Genomic DNA, 248 nt, shown 5'->3' on the forward strand with positions numbered 1-248 from the left:
AATTTTTGAGCGCGATGCCTGACTTCCCAGGCTAAACGCTCTACCGTAGAAATAGCTGGAATAATGATTTTACGGAAGCGCATCTCATCAATTAATGCTCCGACAAGTGCCATCCCTTGATCTGAAGATAGGGCAAAAGGTAATAACCATTTTGAGAGTTGTTTGTAGATAGAGGTATTAAAAGCCAGAAATCCAAATTCCTGTTGAATATCTGCCAAATGTTCGCGTCGAGTTGTATCTCTTTGAGA

The 248-nt window shown here is 40.7% G+C and carries 1 protein-coding gene; it reads right to left on the bottom strand.

Annotated elements, in window-relative coordinates; translation table 11 throughout:
- Positions 1-248 (bottom strand): DUF4158 domain-containing protein (locus PL9214_RS29480; protein ID WP_139295216.1); only part of this gene is annotated, 248 nt, incomplete at both ends.

This window comes from Planktothrix tepida PCC 9214 (genome assembly GCF_900009145.1).
Lineage (GTDB): Bacteria > Cyanobacteriota > Cyanobacteriia > Cyanobacteriales > Microcoleaceae > Planktothrix > Planktothrix tepida.